Genomic DNA, 18,059 nt, shown 5'->3' with positions numbered 1-18,059 from the left:
CGCCATGGGCGACTTGACCGCGGTCAAAGCGGCGTTGCGGGCCCAGCGCATCGAAACGCCGTCGTGGGCGTACGCGAACTCGGGCACCCGGTTCAAGGTGTTCCCGCAACCGGGGGTGCCGCGCACCCCGGAGGAGAAGATCGCCGACGCGGCGGTCGTGCACCGGCTCACCGGGGTGGCGCCGAGCGTGGCGCTGCACATCCCCTGGGACCGGGTGGACGACTACGCCGCGCTGACCGCGTACGCGCGGGACCTCGGCATCGAAGTCGGCGCGATCAACACGAACGTCTTCCAGGACGAGGACTACAAGCTCGGCTCGGTGACCAACCCGGACGCGGGGATCCGCCGCAAGGCGACCGATCACCTGCTGGAAGCCATCGACATCATGGACGCGACCGGGTCGCGCGATCTGAAGCTGTGGTTCTCCGACGGGATCAACTACCCGGGTCAGGACGACATCCGCGACCGCCAGGACCGCCTCGCGGCGGCGTTGCGGGAGACGTATGACCGGCTGGGTCCGGACCAGCGGATGTTGCTGGAGTACAAGCTGTTCGAGCCGGCGTTCTACGCCACCGACGTGCCGGACTGGGGCACCTCCTACGCCCACTGCATCGAGCTGGGCGAGAAGGCGACCGTCTGCATCGACACCGGTCACCACGCTCCGGGGACGAACATCGAGTTCATCGTGGCGTTCCTGTTGCGGGCGGGGAAGCTGGGTGCGTTCGACTTCAACTCCCGCTTCTACGCCGACGACGACCTGATGGTGGGGGCGGCGGATCCGTTCCAGCTGTTCCGGATCATGTACGAGATCGTCCGGGCGGATGCGTTGGATCCGGCGTACGGGATCGCGTTCATGCTGGACCAGTGCCACAACATCGAGGCGAAGATCCCGGCGATCATCCGGTCGGTGATGAACGTCCAGGAAGCCACGGCGAAGGCGCTGCTGGTGGATCGCCCGGCGTTGCGGGTGGCGCAGCTGTCGGGTGACGTGCTGGGCGCGAACGCGGTGCTGATGGACGCCTACAACACCGATGTCCGGCCGCTGCTGGCCGAGCTGCGGGAGGAGGCCGGGCTCGATCCGGATCCGGTCGCGGCGTACCACCGCAGCGGGTACCAGGAGAAGATCGTGGCCGAGCGGGCCGGTGGGCAGCAGGCGGGGTGGGGAGCATGAGCGTGCCGACGCAGCTGATCGCGCGCAGCAACGCGCTGGGGGCCGACCCGCGCAACACGAACTACGCCGGCGGCAACACCTCCGCCAAGGGGGCCGTCACCGACCCGGTGACCGGCGCGCCGACGGAGGTGCTGTGGGTCAAGGGTTCCGGCGGTGATCTCGGCACGCTGACCGAGGCGGGGCTGGCCGTGCTGCGGCTGGACCGGCTGCGGTCCCTGGTCGACGTCTACCCGGGTGTCGAGCGCGAGGACGAGATGGTCGCCGCGTTCGACTACTGCCTGCACGGCCGCGGCGGCGCCGCGCCCTCGATCGACACCGCGATGCACGGTCTCGTGGAAGCCTCACACGTGGATCACCTGCACCCGGACTCCGGGATCGCCCTCGCGACCGCGGCGGACGGTCCGGCGCTGACCAAGGAGTGCTTCGGTGACCGGGTCGCCTGGGTCGACTGGCGGCGCCCCGGCTTCCAGCTCGGCCTCGACATCGCCGCGGTCAAGGCCGCGAACCCCCAGGCGATCGGCGTGATCCTCGGCGGGCACGGCATCACCGCCTGGGGCACGACCTCCGAGGAATGCGAGCGGAACTCCCTGGAGATCATCCGGACCGCCGAAGCCTTCCTGGCCGAGCGGGGTGCGCCGGAGCCGTTCGGGCCGGTCGTCCCGGGCTTCGAAGCTCTCCCCACGGAGGAACGGCACGCGCGCGCCGCGGCCTTGGCGCCGGTGGTCCGCGGTTTGGCCTCGACCGACCAGCGCCAGGTCGGGCACTACACCGACAGCGAGGTCGTGCTCGAGTTCCTCTCCCGGGAGAAGCTGCAGCCGCTCGCCGCGCTGGGGACGTCGTGCCCGGACCACTTCCTGCGCACCAAGGTCCGGCCCCTGGTCGTGGACCTCCCGGCGACCGCGCCCCTCGAGGACGTCGTCGCGCGGCTGAAGGAACTGCACGCCGAGTACCGCGACTCCTACCGGGCCTACTACGAGCGGCACGCGGAGGCCGATTCGCCCGCGATGCGTGGCGCGGACCCGGCGATCGTGCTGGTCCCCGGCGTGGGGATGTTCTCCTTCGGCAAGGACAAGCAGACCGCCCGGGTGGCGGGGGAGTTCTACGTCAACGCCATCAACGTCATGCGCGGCGCCGAAGCCGTCTCGACCTACGCACCGATCCCGGAGAGCGAGAAGTTCCGGATCGAATACTGGTCCCTCGAAGAGGCCAAGCTGCAACGGATGCCGAAACCCAAACCCCTCGCCGGGCGGATCGCCCTGGTCACCGGCGCGGGATCCGGGATCGGCAAGGCCATCGCGCAGCGGCTCGCCGCCGAAGGTGCGTGCGTGACGATCGCGGACCTGAACGGGGACGCGGCGGCGGAGGTCGCGGCGGAGGTCGGCGGGACGGCGGTCGTCGCCGACGTCACCGACGCCGCCGCGGTGCAGGCGGCGATCGACGCGACCGTGCTGGCGTACGGCGGGATCGACCTGGTGGTCAACAACGCCGGCCTGTCCATCTCGAAGCCGCTGCTGGAGACCACCGAACGCGACTGGGACCGGCAGCACGACGTGATGGCCAAGGGCTCGTTCCTGGTCGCGAAGGCGGCGGCGAAGGCGATGATCGACCAGGGCATCGGCGGCGACATCGTCTACATCTCTTCGAAGAACTCGGTGTTCGCCGGCCCGAACAACGTCGCCTACGGCGCGGCGAAGGCCGACCAGGCCCACCAGGTCCGGCTCCTGGCCGCCGAGCTGGGCGGGCACGGGATCCGGGTCAACGGCGTCAACCCCGACGGGGTCGTCCGGGGTTCGGGGATCTTCGCCGGCGGCTGGGGTGCCCAGCGCGCCGCGGTCTACGGCGTCGAAGAGGCCAAGCTCGGCGAGTTCTACGCCCAGCGGACCATCCTCAAGCGCGAAGTCCTGCCCGAGCACGTCGCCGCCGCGGTGTTCGCCCTCACCGGCGGCGACCTCACCCACACCACCGGCCTGCACGTGCCGGTGGACGCCGGGGTGGCCGCCGCGTTCCTGCGTTAGGAGAACCGATGACGCTCGACCGGATCACCCCGCGCCGCACCCGGGTCGGCCTCGTCTCGGGCGGGCTCGGTGCGTACTGGCCGCAGTTCCCGGCGCTGCTGCCCCGGCTGCAGGCTTCGGCGCGGCGCGTCACCGAGCGGCTGTCCACTCTGGACTGCGAGGTGGTCGACGCCGGGTTCGTCTCGGACGCGCAGGAGGGCGCGGCCGCGGCGGAGAAGCTGCGGGTGGCCGGGTGCGACCTGATCGTCGGCTTCCTCACGACGTACCTGACCTCGAACATGCTGGCCCCGGTCGCGCAGCGCTCGGGCGCGCCGGTGCTGCTGCTGAACCTGCAGCCCACCGAGGCGATGGACCACGAGTCCTTCGACACCGGCGCGTGGCTGGCCTACTGCGGCGCCTGCCCGCTGCCGGAGATGGCCAATGCGTTCCGGCGCCTCGGCGTCGAGTTCCGCTCGGTGTCCGGGTACCTCGAGGACAGCCGGGCGTGGACGCGGATCGAGCGCTGGATCAAGGCCGCGGGTGTTCGTGCGACACTGCGCCACGGCCGCCACGGGCTGCTCGGGCACCTCTACCCGGGCATGATGGACGTCGCCACCGACCCGACGCTGGTGTCGGCCCAGCTCGGCGGGCACGTCGAGATCCTGGAGGTCGACGACCTGCGGGTGCGCGTGGAGCAGGTCACCGAGGCCGAAACGAAGGACCGCGTCGAGCTGGCCCGTGAAGTGTTCACTGTGGACGAGTCCGTAGTGGACGAAGACTTCGCCTGGGGCGCGCGGGTGTCCGTCGCCCTCGACCGGCTCGTCGACGACTTCTCGCTCGACTCCCTGGCCTACTACCACCGCGGTCTCGACGGTGAGACGCACGAGCGCGTCGGCGCCGGGTTCATCCTCGGCGCGTCCCTGCTCACCGCCCGTGGCATCCCGGCCGTCGGCGAGTACGAGCTGCGGACGTCACTGGCCATGCTGGTCATGGACCGCCTCGGCGCGGGCGGCTCGTTCACCGAGCTGCAGGCGCTGAACTTCCGCGACCGGGTGGTCGAGATGGGCCACGACGGGCCGGCCCACCTGGGCATCAGCGCCCGCAAGCCGCTGCTGCGCGGCCTCGGCGTCTACCACGGCAAGCGCGGCTGGGGCGTGTCGGTGGAGTTCGACGTCAAGCACGGGCCGGTGACGCTGTGCGGGCTCGGCCAGCGCCGCGACGGCACGTTCACGCTCGTCGCGGCGGAAGGCACGGTGGTGCCCGGGCCGCTGCTGCGGATCGGCAACACCACGTCCCGCGTCGACTTCGGCTGCGACCCGGGGGAGTGGACCGACGCCTGGTCCGCCAGCGGCATCGCGCACCACTGGGCGCTCGGCACCGGCCACCGCGTCGCCGAACTGACCGCGGTCGCGGACCTGCTCGGCCTGGAGCTGACGGTGGTGCGTCCGTGAAGCGGGTGGCGGCCGTCGACCTCGGCGCGTCCAGCGGGCGCGTGATGGCCGGGACGGTCGGGCCGTCGCGGCTGGCGGTGGAGGAGGTGCGGCGCTTCCCGAACGGCGGCGTCCGCGCGGGGCCGGCGCTGTACTGGGACATCCTGGGCCTCTACCGCGAGAGCCTGGCCGGGATCCGGGAGGCCGGGCGCCTGGACGGCGTCGGCATCGACTCCTGGGCGGTCGACTACGGGCTCCTCGACGACCGCGGCGCGCTGCTCGGCAACCCGGTCCACTACCGCGATTCCCGGACCGACGGCGTGCCGGCCAAGGTCGCCGGTCTCGTGTCCGCCCGCTCGCTCTACGACGTCACGGGACTGCAGCAGCTGCCGTTCAACACGCTCTACCAGCTGGTGTCCGAGGGCGACCGGCTCGAGGCGGCGTCGACCGTGCTCCTCATCCCCGACCTGCTGAACCACTGGCTCACCGGCTCGATCGGCGCCGAGCGGACGAACGCGTCGACGACCCAGCTGTACGACGTCCGCGCGCGGACCTGGGCCACTTCGCTGGCCTCGCAGGTCGGCATCCCGCCCCGGCTGCTGCCGCCGCTGCGCGACCCGGGCACGGTGGTGGGCACGGCGGACGAGCTGGCCGGCCTGCCGGTGGTGGCGGTGGGCTCGCACGACACGGCGTCGGCGGTGGTCGCGGTGCCCGCGTCGCCCGGGACGAACTTCGCCTACATCTCGTCGGGCACCTGGTCCCTCGCGGGCCTGGAGCTGGCGGCCCCGGAGCTGAGCGACGAGGCACTGGCGGCGAACTTCACGAACGAGGGCGGCGTCGACGGCACCATCCGCTTCCTGCGCAACGTGATGGGCCTGTGGGTGCTGTCGGAGACACTGCGCACGTGGTCGGCACCGGACCTGCCCGGCCTGCTGGCCGCGGCGGCCGCGGCACCCCCGCTGGCGGCGGTGGTCGACATCGACGCGCCGGAATTCCTGCCCCCCGGCGACATGCCGTCCCGGATCGAGGCAGCCTGCCGGGCGACGGGCCAGCGCCCGCCGGCCGACCGGCCGGCGGTGGTCCGCTGCATCGTGGACAGCCTGGCCTTGGCGCACCGCCGCACGATCCACGAGGCGGCCCGGATCACCGGCCGCCAGGTCGACGTCATCCACCTGGTGGGCGGCGGAGCCCGCAACGAACTGCTGTGCCAATCGACGGCGGACGCCTGCGGAGTCCCCGTCCTGGCGGGGCCGGTGGAGGCGGCGGCGCTGGGCAACGTGCTGGTCCAGGCCCGGGCACTGGGGGAGGACCTGCCGGACCTGGCGGCGATGCGGGCGCTGGTGCGCGAGACGCAGCAGATCCGCCGTTACGACCCATCGGGTACCGGCGACTGGGCGGCCGCCGAGGCCCGGCTGCGCGGTTGAGCTGGGAGAGCGCTCTCACAGCTGGTAGAAAGGACAGGTGACGACGCAGCCGCCCACTCTGGAGGACGTCGCGCGGGTTGCCGGTGTTTCGCGCGCCACCGTGTCCCGTGTGGTGAACAGCGTGCGCAACGTCGACCCGAAGCTGCGGGAGACCGTCGAACGGGCCATCGCCGACACCGGGTACGTGCCGAACCGGGCGGCGCGGTCGCTGGTCACCCGGCGGACCGGCGGGGTCGCGCTGGTCGTGTCCGAACCGGAGCGGCACGTCGAGGCGTTCACCGGTGGCGTGTTCGGCGACCCGTTCTTCGGCCGGGTCGTCGAAGGCGTGGTCGCGCACCTGCGCCCGCACGGGCTGCACCCGCTGCTGATGCTCGTCGACAGCGACGAGGAGCGGGCGAAGCTGGTGTCGAAGCTGCGGCAGGAGCAGGTCAGCGGGGTGCTGCTGATCTCGCTGCACCCGGCCGAGGACCCGCTCCCGCACGCGCTGACCGGCGCGGGCATCCCCACGGCGTTGTTCGCGCGGCCGGGCCGTCCGGCGCCGGTCTGCTACGTCGACGTCGCCCACCAGGACGGCGCCCGGCTCGCGGCGGAGCGGCTCGTCGCGCGGGGCTGCCAGCGCGTCGCCACGATCGCCGGACCCGCGGGCACCCCGGCGGGGCAGGACCGGCTGGCCGGCTTCCGCGACGCGATGGCCCGCCGCGGCCACGCCTACGTCGCCGTCGCCGAGGGCGACTTCACCGAGCACGGCGGTGAGCGCGCGATGGAGCTCCTGCTCGCCGAGGAGCCCGCCCTGGACGGGCTCTTCGTGGCCAACGACCTGATGGCGTACGGCGCGCTGACGGTGTTGCGCGAAGCGGGCAAGCGCATCCCGGACGACGTGGCGGTCGTCGGCTTCGACGACAGCCGCATCGCGCTCAGCTGCCGCCCGCGGCTCACCACGATCCGCCAGCCGGTCGAGGAGATGGGCGCGGCGATGGCCCGGATGGTCCTGGACCGGATGGCCGACCCGGGCCTGCGCGCGGAGTCGGTGATCTTCGAGCCGGAGCTCGTGGTCCGCGACTCGGCCTGAGAGCACGCCCGAGGAAGACCGACGGGCTCACCGACGAGCAGCTGCGCCGGGTGCTGATCGGCTCGGCACCACGCTGCCCGGGCTGGTCCATCACCTGACGCCGGCCGAGCAGGTCGGTTCGACCACCACATCGCGGGCGGACCGGACCCGGCGATGTCGGGATGGCGGTCCCCGCGGGCCGCACCGCGGCCGAAGTCCCGGTCGGCTTTGATGCGGCGATCCGGGCCGCCGGGGACCCGGACCGGCCGGCACGCGGGGCACGCCGACATCCTGCGGGAGCAGCTCGACGGGGTGACCGGCCGCTGATCTGTCCGGGACAAGTTCCGCTCAGTGGTCTGGACATCGGCCGATGCGCTGTGCTCGACTTTCCAACGTTGTAACGCCGACGCATCCCCGTTGTAACACCCCGCGTCCCCTTCACCGGAACGGAGTTTCCGCCGTGCGGACCAGAACAGCGAGAACCATCCGGCGGGCCTGCGCGCTCGCCGTCGCCGGGAGTGCCGTCGCCGCGGTGAGCGTCGCGACGCCCGCCGTCGCCGGGCCGGCGCGGCAGACCGTCACCGCAGGCAACGCGCGCTTCCAGGTGCTGTCGCCGACCCTGATCCGCACCGAATACGCCGGCGACGGCCGCTTCACCGACGCCGCTACCTACAACGCCGTCGGCCGCGGCTCCTTCACTCCGACGTCGTACACCAGCACGGTCTCCGGTGGCGTCCTCACGATCAAGACCAGCTCGACAACGCTGACCTACCGGCTGAACTCCGGCCCGTTCGACGGCGGCAACCTCGAGATCCGCACCACCGCGGGCGCGACCCCGGTGCTCGCGGCCCCCTGGCACCACCTGACCTGCACGGCAGGCGCCCGCTGCGAGGCCGAAGACCTCACCGCCGACGGCGTCGGCGTCGCCACCGACCACTCGGGCTACACCGGCGAAGGCTTCCTCGCCGGGTTCGAGAGCACCGGCACCTCGGTGACCGCGGACGTCTCCACACCCACCGCGGGCACCTACTCGCTGACCGCCCGCTACGCCAACGGCCAGGGCGGCGACGGCCAGCACGTCACCCGCACCCTCAGCGTGAGCGTCGACGGCGGCGCGGCGCAGAAGCTCACCCTGCCCGTGACGGCCGACTGGAACACCTGGGGCCTGGCCTCCGTCGCGCTCACCCTCGGCGCGGGCCACCACAGCGTCCGCCTCGAACGGACCGCCGCCGATTCCGGGAACATCAACCTCGACGGCCTGGCCGTCCTGACCGCCGGTGCCGCCTTCCCGCCGGCCTCGGCGCGGGCGATCACCGGCTGCCCGGCCGGCGTGAGCTGCGAAGCCGAGGCCGGGCTGCGGTCGGGCTCCGCGGTCGTGGCGACCGACCACACCGGGTACGCCGGACGCGGGTTCGTCGCCGAGCTCAACCGCGGCTCGACGCTGACCCACCGCGTCTCGGACGTCCCGGCCGACGGCTCCTACCTGCTGCACGTCCGCTACGCCAACGGGACCGGCGGCGACGGCCGCCACGAAACGCGCACCGCCGCCGTCACCGCGAACGGCGTCACCCGCACGCTGAGCCTGCCGGTCACCGACGGCTGGGACGCGTGGGCGAGCGCGTCCGTGCCGGTGGACCTGAAGGCGGGCGCGAACGACGTCGTCCTCGGCTGCCCCGAGGACACCAGCTGCCACGTCAACCTCGACACCGTCGCCGTCACCCCGGCCGGCGCCACGGCGCCGCCACCGCACCTCGCGCTCGGCGGCTACCGGCGCGGCCTCGACGGCGTCAACGGCGACAACGGCGCGCCGTCGACCACCGAAGGGCTGCTCCACTCCGACGGCTGGTACCTGCTCGACGACACACCTTCCGCGCTGTACGACACGCGCACCCGCGCGGTGACGCAGCGGCCGTCCCACGGCGGCAGCCCCTACCAGGACGGCTACCTGTTCGCGTTCGGCCACGACTACAAGGCCGGGCTGCGCGACCTCGCGACGCTGACCGGGCCACCGCAGCTGCTGCCGCGCTGGGCCTACGGCGTCTGGTACTCCGAGTACATCGACCGCACCGCGGCCGACTACCGCGACACCATCCTGCCCCGGTTCCGCAGCGAGGGCGTCCCGCTGGACGTCCTGGTGACCGACACCGACTTCAAGGCACCGGACACCTGGAACGGCTGGCAGTTCGACACGGCCAAGTTCCCCGACCCGGCCGGCTTCTTCGCCTGGTCGAAGGCCCAGGGCCTGCACAACAACCTCAACATCCACCCCAGCATCATGGGTTCGGACCCGCAGTTCGCCCGCGCGCAGGCGACGGCGAAGGGCAAGCTGGCCAAGTCCGGCTGCGGCAGCGACTGCTACGTCTTCGACTGGGGCGACCCGGACCAGCTGAAGGCCTACCTCGACCTGCACGCCGGGATGATGCAGCAGGGCAACGACTTCTGGTGGCTCGACTGGTGCTGTGACGCCTCGCGGTCGAGCCTGCCCGGCGTGACGCCCGACGCGTGGATCAACCAGCAGTACGCCGACCTCGCGGCCCCCGCGACCGGCCGCGGGTTCGTCATCTCGCGGGCGTACGGCTCGCTGCAGGCGGGCGGCTACGGCGGCCCGACCGGGCTGGCGACGGGGCCGTGGGCCGACAAGCGCAGCACGCTGCACTTCACCGGCGACACGTCCTCCACCTGGGGAACGCTGCGGCTGGAGGTCGGCATCACCCCGGCGGAGTCGGCCGCGACCGGCATGTCGGCGATCAGCCACGACATCGGCGGCCACAACGACACCACGGGCCTGCGCGGCAGCGAGACCTACACCTCGGGCGGCCAGCAGCGCCAGACGGTCAAGCTGCCGGACGACCTGTACGCGCGCTGGGTCCAGCTCGGCACGTTCCAGCCGATCGACCGCCTGCACAGCAACCACAGCGACCGGCTGCCCTGGCAGTACGGCGACGCGGCGAAGGCGTCGGCGACGAAGTTCCTGAACCTGCGCGAGAACCTGGTGCCCTACACCTACACCCTGGCCCAGGAAGCCGCGACGACCGGCGTGCCGGTGGTCCGGCCGACGTACCTGGAGTACCCGGACGAGCCTGCCGCGTACGCGGCCGCCCAGAGCGAGTACTTCTACGGGCCGGACATGCTGGTGGCGCCGGTGACGTCCCCGGGCACATCGGCGACGACGTCGGTGTGGTTCCCGCCGGGGCAGTGGACGGACTACTTCACCGGCAAGACGTACGCGGGCGGGACGACCCAGCAGGTGACGTCCGACCTGGGGACCATGCCGGTGTTCCTGCGCGCGGGCGGCATCGCCGTCACCCGCACGGCCGATGTCACCAACGACGTGCAGAACCCGCTGAACCGGGCGACGGTCACGGTGGCGCCGGGCGGGGCGGGGACGTTCTCGCTGTACGAGGACGACGGTGTTTCGTCCTCGCGGTCGGCGTCGACGAAGATCACCTACAGCGAACGCGCCGGGGCCCACACGGTCACGGTCGCGCCCGCGCAGGGCTCCTACCGGGTGGCACCGCGCGAGTGGACCGTGAAGTTCCTCGGCGTCGCGGCGGCGCCGAGCCGGGTGAAGGTGGGCAACGGCTGGGCGCCGTCGTCGGCGTGGAAGTGGGATGCGGCGACGAAGACGCTGACGGTGACCGCACCGGCCCGGCCGGGACGAGCTCCGGTGACCGTCACGTATTGACCCCCGGTGGGCGGAGCCGGAAAAGCCGCCGGGGCCACGGATCGCCGTGGCCCCGGCGGCTTTCACCCGAGCAGCTCGGTTTCCCGTGCGCCCTCGGCGCCGGCCACCCGGGCCAGCTCGCGGGTCTCCGCGTCCGCACCGTTCGCCTGCTCGCCGCCGGCGAGCACGACGAGCTGGGCGGCGTGCGCCCGCAGCAACGCGACCAGCCGCCGGTCGAACCCGGCACCCCGTTCGCTCCGCAGGGCCACCAGGTCGGCCGCGGTGACCATGCCCGGCATCCGGTGTCCACTGTGGACATCGGCGGCCGGCAGCCCGGCCCGGTCGCGGACGGCTCGCAGGCGGCCCAGCAGCTGCTCCAGCGGCCCGGTGCAGGCTTCGGCCGCCGAGCGGACGTGCGGGCTCTCGGCGTGCTCCGGGGCCAGCCGGGCGGCGGCCAGTGCGTTCTCCGTCATCGGCACCACCAGCTGCAGCCAGGCCACGTCGGTCGGGTTGACGGCCGCGGGGGCGGCGGGCCCGGGGACGGCGGGGCCGGCGGTGGTGGTGGCGCATCCGCCCATGGTCACTGCCACCACCACCGCCGACCCCAGGACACGCAGCCTCACGGCCGTCCGGGCAGCCGGTAGTTCGGCCCGAGCACGGTGCCGCGGTCGGGCTTGTACAGGTCGAACCCGCGCGGGTCGCACTGCAGGCCGCCGTTGATGCAGTGCTTCACCAGCGCCGCCAGCGTCTCGGGGTCCCACGCGTTGAAGAAGTCGTAGTGCCACGAGTACCCGCGTCCGCTGGCCAGGTGCACGCCGGACATGTCGCCGCTGACCGGGAACGCCATCTTGAACTCCAGCATCGGCACGGCCACCGGGTGGTCGGCCGGGCAGACCAGCGTCGCCCGGTCCGGGTAGGCCAGGTGGCTCTTGTGGTCGGCCGAATCGAGGTGGACGCCGTCCCAGCAGCTCGGCGCCTGGTAGCGGATGTTGAGCTGGCTGCCGTCGACGCACCGCACCGGGATGTCCCAGTTGTGGAAGCTGTCACCGCACTCCCAGCCCTCGATGGCGCCGGGAGCGTGCTGGAACTCGTCCTGCGTCGCCGTGACGCTCCCGGCGACGTACCGCAGGCCGGGCGGGAACGGCACCACCTTCGTGTAGTCGAGGATGCCGGACTTGTAGTAGACGACCTGCGCGAAGTTCGGCAGCACCACCTGGTTCCCGTTGTACACCGTCGGGAACCAGTACGCGGACAGGTCGTCCGGGGCCAGGCAGGTCGTGTTGCCGACGCCGGCGTTCTGCAGCGACTGCAGGGTGGTGGCCGCGTTCGTGGTCTTGTTGCCGAGGAACGTGTGGTCGTGGGACGCGCCGGGCAGCCCGGGGTAGACGATCGGGTCGTCCGGCTGGTGGTGGCTCGGGGAGCAGTTGACCTGGAACTCGTGGTGGGTCACCAGGTCGTCGGCCCCGGCGGGCGACCAGGTGGCCGCGGTCAGGAAGGCGCCTGCCAGCACGGTGGCGGCGGTGCAGGCGAGGAGCGCGGCTTTCGTTGCCAAGGGTCCTCCACGGTGAGGGTGCCTGGAATGGGAGAGCGCTCTCCCACAGCATGCGCAGCTGGGCGTGAACCTGTCAAGAAGGACCCGATTCCGTCACCGGACAGTCGTTGTCGGGTTGGCGGCGGAGCCTTGACAGCGGCGGGGTGCGCGGCGAACCATCGGTCGCGCCGGAGAGCGCTCTCCAAGCGCCGTTCCCCTGCCGTACGGGAGTCATCGTGGACCGACCGTCGTTCGTCCGTGCCGTCCGGGCGCTGGTGGCCCTGCTGGTGCTGGGCCTGCTCGCCGTCCCGTCGCCGGCGCACGCCGCGACCCTGCTTTCGCAGGGCAAGCCCGCGACCGCGTCGAGCAGCGAGGGGGCCGGGACACCGGCGTCGGCGGCTGTGGACGGCGACCCCGGCACCCGCTGGGCGAGCGCCTGGAGCGACCCCCAGTGGCTGCAGGTCGACCTCGGCGCGCCGGCCGAGATCAGCCAGGTCACGCTGAACTGGGAAGCCGCCTACGCGACCGCCTACGAAATCCAGGTCTCCGACGACGCGACCACGTGGCGGACCGCCTACAGCACCACGACCGCGACCGGCGGGACGCAGAACCTCGCCGTCACCGGGCACGGCCGGTACGTCCGCCTCTACGGCACCCACCGCGTCGGCGGTTACGGGTATTCGCTGTGGGAGTTCCAGGTCGGCGGGGCCTGGACGCAGGACGGCCCCGGCACCACGCGGGTGACCGGCACGCAGGGGAACTGGCAGCTCACGGTCGACGGGACGCCGTGGACCGTCAAGGGCCTCACCTGGGGCCCGCCGACCGGCGAAGCGGCCGCGCGGATGCCGGAACTGCACGCGATCGGCGTCAACACCGTCCGCACCTGGGGCACCGACGGCACGACGCTGCCCCTGCTCGACGCGGCCGCGGCCAACGGGATCAAGGTCATCAGCGGGTTCTGGCTGCAACCCGGCGGCGGCCCGGGCAGTGGTGGCTGCGTCGACTACACCACGGACACGAACTACCAGGACTCGATGCTCACCGAGATCCGGAAGTGGGTCACCGCGTACCGGGCGCACCGCGGCGTGCTGCTGTGGAACGTCGGCAACGAATCCATCCTGGGGATGCAGAACTGCTACTCCGGCACCCAGCTGGAGCAGGAGCGGATCGCCTACGCCCGGTTCGTCGACCAGGCGGCGCAGGCGATCCACGCCATCGACCCGAACCACCCGGTCACCTCGACCGACGCCTGGACCGGCGCTTGGCCGTACTACCGGGCGTACGCGCCGAACCTCGACCTCTACGCGGTGAACTCCTACGCCCACGTCTGCCAGGTGAAGCAGGACTGGCTCGCGGGTGGCTACACGAAGCCGTATGTCATCACCGAAACGGGCCCGGCCGGCGAGTGGGAGGTGCCCAACGACGGCAACGGCGTCCCCGCGGAACCGACCGACCAGCAGAAACGCGACGGCTACACCAACGCCTGGAACTGCGTGCTGGCCCACCCCGGCGTGGCCCTCGGCGCCACGCTGTTCCACTACGGCACCGAAGGCGACTTCGGCGGCGTCTGGTTCAACATCACCACGGGCAACGAGAAGCGGCTGTCCTGGTACGCCGTCCGCCGGCTCTACAGTGGACAGACGGGCGGCAACACCCCGCCGGTGATCGCGTCGATGGACCTCACCCGGGCCACCGGCGTCCCGGCGGGCGGAACCTTCACGGTGACCGCCGCGGTGTCCGATCCGGACGGTGACCCGGTCACCTACACCATGGGCTACAACAGCAAGTACCTCAACAACGCCTCGGGGCTGATCCCGGCCCAGTTCACCGGGAACGGCACGTTCACCGTCACCGCGCCGCAGCAGCCGGGCGTCTGGAAGCTGTACCTGTACGCCCGGGACGGCCACGGCAACGTCGGCATCGAGACGCGTTCACTGCGGGTGCTCTGACCCCGAGCCGGAGCAGCGGCGGGTCGAAGACCGGTGGGGCCGCCTCGTCAGAGGCGTTCGACGCGGTCGGCCTGCGGGCCCCGGTCGCTCTGCCGCACCGCGTACCGGACCCGGTCACCCTTCTGCAGCGGCTCCGACCCCATGATCACGGACGCGTGGGCGAAGAGATCGTCGCCGCCTGCGTCCGGGGTGATGAAGCCGAAGCCGCGGTCGGCGTCGTAGCGCGCGACGACGCCCTCGCCGCCTCGTACGGGCACGTCCCGCGCCGCCGGCCCCGCGGCCGCGGCAGGTGCCGACCGGTGCGGCGCCGTCGGGGGCTCGGCGCCCCGGACCAGGTGCACGTCGCGGGCCTGCGGGCCCTTGTCCCCACTGGCCACCTCGTAGGCGACGCGGTCGCCCTCCGCGAGCCACGTCAGCCCCTCGGCCAGGGCCCGGGCGTGCACGAAGACGTCCCCGGCGCCGGAGTCGGGGTTGATGAAGCCGAAGCCCTTGTCCTCGTCGTACCAGGCCACCGTGCCGTCGGCACCGTCCGCGATACCGGCCGCAGCGGGTGAGCCGGCCCCTGGTCCCAGCGGGATCACGTGCCCGGCTTGCGGGCCGCGCTCGCCTTCGACGATCAGGAAGGCCACCCGCTGCCCCTCGGTGACCACGCCGCCGGTCACGATGGCGGAGCTGTGCACGAAGATGTCGGCGCCGCCGCCGTCCGGCGACGCGAAGCCGTACCCCTTGCCCGGCTCGTACCAGTTGATGGTGCCGAGCAGGCCCACGGCGCTGCCGGTGGCCGCATCGGCGGTCACGCGAACGCGCAGCGCCTGGGGGCCGCGGTCGTTCTCGCCGACCTCGAACACGACAGCCTGGCCCTCGCGGAGCACTTTCCCGCCGCCGTCCCCGACGATCTCGGAGGCGTGCACGAACACGTCCGGCGAGCCGTCCTCGGGCGCGAGGAAGCCGAAACCCCGTTCGGCGTCGAACCAGCGGACGGTTCCTTGCGGCATCAAAAGCTCCAGGTCGAGAGGGCGGGCACGGGCCCCCAGTCTCTCTGACCGACCTCGCGGTCCGTCGGCCGGGCCCACCGGCGGCGATGCGGAGCCAGGGGCGGGCCGGGGGTTCACCTCGCGACACACCGAGTTTCGAGACCAGGTCTTGGTTCGCGATCGGGCACGAACGCGGGGCCAAGAGCGGCGTGGCGTGCCGGGGGTCGGAGCCGCGAGCGACTACCGGAGTGGTCCCGGCGTGCCGATGGGGCCGCGCGCTCTTCGGCGGCGGCGAGGCCGCCGCCCCGGAGGTCGAGGTGGGCGGGCTCGCCAGGCGGACGACCGCACCGGCTGGTCGCCGCTCCGCCTGCCGGATGCGCGAACTGCTCTTCGTCGCCCGGCCCCGCCTCCCGGGCGGAACCGTCGCGCACCGGCACCCTCCGGCGGCGGGCGGATCGTTTCGCCGGGTGCCGCAGTGTCGGTCGAGCCGGGCGTGCCGACCCGGGCCACGAGCAGCTCGAACGGCGGACGAAGAAGGGGCGGCGCGGCGGGCGGGTCGGGCGCGTGGCCACCCCCAGCGGCCACGTGAGACAACCCGCGGGTCGCTGCGCCACCCCGGGCCGGTGTCAAGTTTCCGAAACACCGGTTGGGAGTATCGTAGTCTTTCCGGCACAGGGTGTGTCAAGTTTTCGGAACAGCTACGCTGTCCGGTGTCACGTTTCATGTCTGCAGGTGGTGTGTGGTGAGCGAAGAGCGCAGTTTCGCCGAACGGCTGGCGCACCTGATCGCGACCGTGCACCCGCCGGACCGCAAGCCGTACTCCTACCGGGAGATCGCGCACGGCGTCGCCGAGCAGACCGGCGTCACGATGTCGGCCACGCACGTCCAGCAGCTCGCCGTCGGCGCGCGCAAGGACCCGAAGCGCTCGCACATCCAGGCGCTCGCCCAGTTCTTCGGCGTGCCGGTGACGTACTTCTTCGACGACGAGGTCGCCGGCCAGGTCGATCAGCAGGTCGAAGACGTCCTCGCCTGGCGGGACAGCGAGGCGCGGAACCTGGCGCAGCGAGCCATGCGGCTCTCGCCGCGTGATCGCGAAACCGTCACGGCCCTGCTGGACCAGCTCAGCAGCTACGACGAAACCCGGCAGCGCACCGGACGGCGGCGGAAGCCCGAGTGACGGCGGGCGGCTCCGCTACGATGACCTCGTCCGTGTTCGCGCCCCGGTGCACCCGGCTGGCGCCCGGTGACCTGGGAGGACCCATCGACGAGCCCGGCCTGCCCGCCCTCCGAGACCGGGCGCGCGAGCGCGTGCGGACGGTGCTCGCCGCCGTCCCGTTGCCGCGGCCGTGGTCGATGAACGCCTGGGTCGACGGCCTCGAAGCGTGGCGCGGCCGTGAGATCGACCTCGTCCCGATCGCGTACCGGCCCGGTCAGCCGTCCGGCGCGTGGCAGGCCCGGCCGGACTACGACCTGATCGCCTACACCGAGCACACGTCGGCGCTGCACCAGGACCACATCATCGCCCACGAGCTGGCCCACATGCTGTGCGCGCACACCGGGACGTGCCTGATGTCGGAGGCCGAGGCCGCCGAGCTCGCGCCGGACCTCGCGCCGCGGGCGTTGTCGCACCTGCTCACCCGCGTCACGACCGGGACCGACGAGTACGAGGCCGAGCTGATCGCCGTGTTGCTGATGAGCGCCGCGACGAGCGAGCCACCCGCCGTTCAGCCGGGTGCGTCCGGCCGAGCGGCGGACCAGGCTAGGCGGCTGGCGGCACTCCTGGGATAGTCGCCTCCCGTGATCGACATACTTTTCGTCGGGGTCGGGCTCTTCGCGCTGTTCGCCGGAATCTGGCGAGCGAACCGCGCCCGCCGCACCGGGGCGGGCGCGGGCCTTGCCGTCTCGCTCATCGCGCTGGGCGCGGCGTTCTGCTTCCTGTCCAACCGGGCGCAGCAGTTCGAGAGCGAGCTCTACCCGAGCCTGGGCCGGCTGTTGTCGAACCTGGCGACGATGGTGGCGGCCTACGGCATCGGCCTGACGGTCGCCGAGATCAGCGGCACCCGCGACCGCGGCCGCCGCACCCGGCTGGTCGCGCTCGGCGTCGCGCTGACCATCCTGGTGGTGACCTTCTTCAGCACCTCGGACCTCCCGCGCGGCATCGGCCTGTTCGACGAGCTGTACCGCACGCACCCGACGCTGGTCGTCTACGTCTTCACCTACACCGTCTACCTGGGCCTGGCGGTGCTCGACATCGGTTTCGTGGCGGCGGTGACGATCCGGGCGAGCGGGGGAGCGCTGCGGGCGGGGCTCGCGCTGCTGCTGCTCGCGTCGGCGTTCGCGATCGCGTACCTGGCCGGGAAGGTGGTCGCGACGATCCACGCCCTGCAGGCCGAGCACCCGGTGAAGGCGTTGTGCCGCGGGCCGTTCTCGACGCTGCCGTGCGCGCTCGACGTCGGGTTCCCGGCGGTGTCGGTGCTGCTGATCGTGCTGGGCCTGACGATCCCGTCGATCCCGGGACTGGCGGCGGCCCGCCGCGACGCCCGGACACTGCGCCTGCTCCGCCCGCTGCGTGCCCACCTGACGCGGCGGTTCCCGGAGATCACCCGCATCGACCCGGCGGGGTCGTCCCGCCGCGAGCGCCTGCTGACGGCGATGAGCGAAACCAACGACGGCCTGATCCTGGCCGGGGTGACCCCGGAAGTGCCGCCGGCGACGGCGGCGAGGCTGGTGCGCGACCTCCCGGACGAGCCATCCGAGATCGAGCCGCCCACCGCCACCGCGGAACCGTTCGCCGCGGACGTGGCCCGGCTGCGTGCGATCGCCCGCGAGTACCGCAACCTGGAAGGAGCCACGCCGGCCGACACCGAGCGGTGA

13 protein-coding genes and 1 pseudogene are annotated in these 18,059 nt (G+C 72.5%); 10 read left to right on the top strand and 4 right to left on the bottom strand.

The annotated features are described in order from the left end of the window. Positions 1–4: 4 nt before the first annotated feature. From rhaI to HUT10_RS02950, 6 genes are all read left to right on the top strand, one after another. Positions 5–1,171, top strand: a complete 1,167-nt coding sequence (gene rhaI, locus HUT10_RS02980; RefSeq protein WP_176169756.1) for an L-rhamnose isomerase — start codon at positions 5–7, stop codon at positions 1,169–1,171. Continuing rightward, positions 1,168–3,186: a bifunctional aldolase/short-chain dehydrogenase gene (locus tag HUT10_RS02975; RefSeq protein ID WP_176169755.1), complete on the top strand. Its 2,019-nt coding sequence runs from the start codon at positions 1,168–1,170 to the stop codon at positions 3,184–3,186. Before rhaI ends, HUT10_RS02975 begins: the two co-directional genes overlap by 4 nt. 8 nt (positions 3,187–3,194) lie before the next feature. After that, positions 3,195–4,616: an L-fucose/L-arabinose isomerase family protein gene (locus HUT10_RS02970; RefSeq protein ID WP_176169754.1), complete on the top strand. Its 1,422-nt coding sequence runs from the start codon at positions 3,195–3,197 to the stop codon at positions 4,614–4,616. Positions 4,617–4,621: 5 nt separating this feature from the next. Further along, entirely contained in the window at positions 4,622–6,019 is a 1,398-nt protein-coding gene (locus tag HUT10_RS02965) for a rhamnulokinase family protein (protein WP_176177639.1), read from the top strand. A gap of 37 nt (positions 6,020–6,056) precedes the next feature. Next, positions 6,057–7,088 carry a LacI family DNA-binding transcriptional regulator gene (locus HUT10_RS02960; protein WP_176169753.1) on the top strand — a complete coding sequence of 344 codons (1,032 nt, stop codon included), beginning with the start codon at positions 6,057–6,059 and terminating at the stop codon, positions 7,086–7,088. Between the two features lie 439 nt (positions 7,089–7,527). Further along, complete coding sequence (locus HUT10_RS02950) at positions 7,528–10,752, top strand: TIM-barrel domain-containing protein (protein ID WP_176169752.1); 3,225 nt, start codon at positions 7,528–7,530, stop codon at positions 10,750–10,752. A 62-nt stretch (positions 10,753–10,814) separates the two neighbouring features. Here HUT10_RS02950 and HUT10_RS02945 read toward each other — a convergent pair whose 3' ends face one another. Together HUT10_RS02945 and HUT10_RS02940 are read right to left on the bottom strand one after the other, a co-directional pair. Next, entirely contained in the window at positions 10,815–11,309 is a 495-nt protein-coding gene (locus tag HUT10_RS02945; protein WP_254897427.1) for a DUF305 domain-containing protein, read from the bottom strand. 41 nt (positions 11,310–11,350) lie between these two features. After that, a complete protein-coding gene (locus HUT10_RS02940) occupies positions 11,351–12,283 on the bottom strand; it encodes a DUF1996 domain-containing protein (protein ID WP_176169750.1) in 933 nt (310 codons plus the stop codon). Positions 12,284–12,498: 215 nt separating this feature from the next. Between HUT10_RS02940 and HUT10_RS02935 the strand changes: the two genes are divergently transcribed. After that, on the top strand, positions 12,499–14,211 hold the full coding sequence (locus HUT10_RS02935; RefSeq protein ID WP_176169749.1) for a discoidin domain-containing protein: 1,713 nt from the start codon (positions 12,499–12,501) through the stop codon (positions 14,209–14,211). A 47-nt stretch (positions 14,212–14,258) separates the two neighbouring features. On the opposite strand, the gene HUT10_RS51745 is transcribed toward HUT10_RS02935, so the two are convergent. Next, complete coding sequence (locus HUT10_RS51745) at positions 14,259–14,978, bottom strand: cold-shock protein (RefSeq protein WP_303247028.1); 720 nt, start codon at positions 14,976–14,978, stop codon at positions 14,259–14,261. Between the two features lie 30 nt (positions 14,979–15,008). Then, positions 15,009–15,206, bottom strand: a pseudogene (locus tag HUT10_RS50395) (cold-shock protein); the annotation flags it as partial. Positions 15,207–15,927: 721 nt separating this feature from the next. On the opposite strand from HUT10_RS50395, the gene HUT10_RS02925 reads away from it, so the two are divergent. From HUT10_RS02925 to HUT10_RS02915, 3 genes are read left to right on the top strand one after another with little or no spacing between them, the layout of a single operon-like run. Further along, positions 15,928–16,362, top strand: coding sequence for an XRE family transcriptional regulator (locus HUT10_RS02925; protein ID WP_176169747.1), 435 nt, complete (start codon positions 15,928–15,930; stop codon positions 16,360–16,362). A 32-nt stretch (positions 16,363–16,394) separates the two neighbouring features. After that, entirely contained in the window at positions 16,395–16,973 is a 579-nt protein-coding gene (locus HUT10_RS02920) for a hypothetical protein (RefSeq protein WP_254896631.1), read from the top strand. Between the two features lie 9 nt (positions 16,974–16,982). Then, positions 16,983–18,059 carry a hypothetical protein gene (locus tag HUT10_RS02915; RefSeq protein WP_176169745.1) on the top strand — a complete coding sequence of 359 codons (1,077 nt, stop codon included), beginning with the start codon at positions 16,983–16,985 and terminating at the stop codon, positions 18,057–18,059.

The organism is Amycolatopsis sp. Hca4 (assembly GCF_013364075.1).
GTDB lineage: Bacteria > Actinomycetota > Actinomycetes > Mycobacteriales > Pseudonocardiaceae > Amycolatopsis.
Note: the sequence above shows the minus strand (reverse complement) of the source record. Positions and strands in the feature narration are given on the sequence as shown.